General features: G+C 60.4%; 1 protein-coding gene. It reads right to left on the minus strand.

Annotated elements, in window-relative coordinates:
- A partial coding sequence (locus F3087_RS46395) for a hypothetical protein (protein WP_191094484.1) occupies positions 1-2,119 on the minus strand: 2,119 nt, incomplete at both ends.

The following is a 2,119-nucleotide window of genomic DNA, read 5'->3' on the forward strand; positions in this document are numbered from 1 at the left end:
ACGGTTGCTGGTTGAGCCGCAGGAGCACACTCATCTGATCATCGAAGAATGCGATGCGGGCACCCGAGACCGGGTCGGACCCCTGGTACTCGAAGTCCAGATCACCGGGCTCGGGGCTGGAAGCCAGTATCCCCCAGATACGAGCCGCCCGCACCACACCGAGAAAGCTACGGTCCTCACCGGCAAGTTGTAGCTTGTTGTAGATGGCCTGGAGCCGCTTGCTGACTGACTTTCCGTTGACCTGGGTGTCTCCGGCCGAGTTCAGTTCGGCCACGATCTCTTCGTTACTCTTTTTCTCCATGTTGGGTTTGCGCCGCGAATGCCGCCGCAGCAAATCCACCTCGTAGTCCCAGAACTGCACGAGCTTGCCCGATCCCGGATTCTGCCAACCCAGCAGCCCTGATTGGTCGCCGGTCGCCGGGAGTAACAGACCCCATCGCTGTGCTTCCCGGACCAGCTCGGCATTGCTCGTACCCTTTTCCAAACGCAACGCCGTACGCATCGCATTGATGCGTCTTATGACAGTTGGGACGGAAATGCCGAGTTCGGCAGCGATCGCTCGACCGCCGAGTAGCGGCTGCCGGTTGAGCCGCAGGAGCACACTCATCTGATCCCCGAGGAATGAGACGCGGGTACCCGAGACCGGGTCGGACCCCTGGTACTCGAAGTCCAGATCACCGGGCTCGGGGCTGGAATGCAGTATCCCCCAGATACGAGCCGCCCGCACCACACCGAGAACGTTACGGTCCTTTTCCGCAAGTTGTAGCTTGTTGTAGATGACCAGGAGCCGCTTGCTGGCTGAATTTCCGTTGACCTGGGTGTCTCCGGCCGAGTTCAGTTCGGCCACGATCTCTTCGTTACTCTTTTTCTCCATGTTGGGTTTGCGCCGCGAATGCCGCTGCAGCAAATCCACCTCGTGGTCCAAGAACTGCACGAACTCGCCAGATATCGGATTCCGGAAGGAGTATTGATGATCCAGATCGCCAGGTTCTGACTGCCGAGCCAACAACCCCCAAGCCCGAGCCTTTTGCACGAACTCAGGCAGGTGCCCGGGAGCGGCCACCCTCAACTTTTCGGACAACGATGTAAACCGGGCTGTCATCGTATCCACATCCGCGTGCGGGTCACCCGCCGCACGCAACTCCTCGGCGATATCCGCAGATCGTTTGCTCAGCAGACCAAGGCCGCGCCGCGAAACCCGGTAAAGAATATCCATTTCACCAGGTGCGAACGCCACCGGTAAACCCGTCAACGGGTCCCGACCGTAATAGTCAATGCCTCCGGCCAACAGCTCCGGGCGCGACGCCCCCGGATGCGGCCCGACAGCTGTCACCTCCACTGCGCCTACGTCACGCAACCGATCCAGCAGCCCCGACCCCGACAACGCCGACTGATCCTCAACAATGAAAACTCCATCAGGACCCGAAACAACCGACACCACCCGTTCGCCATGCTCGGCGGACTCCCGCCACGACACCCGCGTTCCCGCACCGAAGGCGCCTTCGTGCAAAGCGAACAAAAACCGAGCCGTCTCCCACACCTGATGAGTACCCAGATCCGGGCCAGGCTGCACAACCCGCACCACACTGCCAGCACCCAACCGCGGCAACCCCGCACGCAAACCCTCCCCGAACACCCCAACATCCACCACAGCATTGCGACCAGTACCCTCGACATCACCAGCACTAATCAACCGCACCTGCGAACCGATCTCCGAAAACTCCACCACCCCCAAATAACCGACCTCACCCGCACCATCAATAAACTCGAACTGCGTCCCCACCGGAAAAACAACCCTCGAGACCTTATCCCGAAACGCCCCCCAACCCCATACATCAATCCGCTCCCGCACACCTACTTGCGCACGCTTCTCAAACACCAAATTCTCCAGCAACACACCAGAATCACCTCGAACACCCTCGCCTGTTTCCTCGTGGAAGATACGAGTGCGGTCTCCCACCGCGGTCGTTGTTACTTCGGGACCGTGGGTGTCGCGTGACCGGTCACCAGCCGCCGAGAGCGGCAGACCCCATCGCTGCGCTTCCCGCACCAGTTCGGTAGTGCTCGTGCCTTCCGCCAACCGCAATGCGGCGAGCATCGCATTAATGCGATTCATGAC

Source organism: Nocardia colli (genome assembly GCF_008704205.1).
GTDB lineage: Bacteria > Actinomycetota > Actinomycetes > Mycobacteriales > Mycobacteriaceae > Nocardia > Nocardia colli.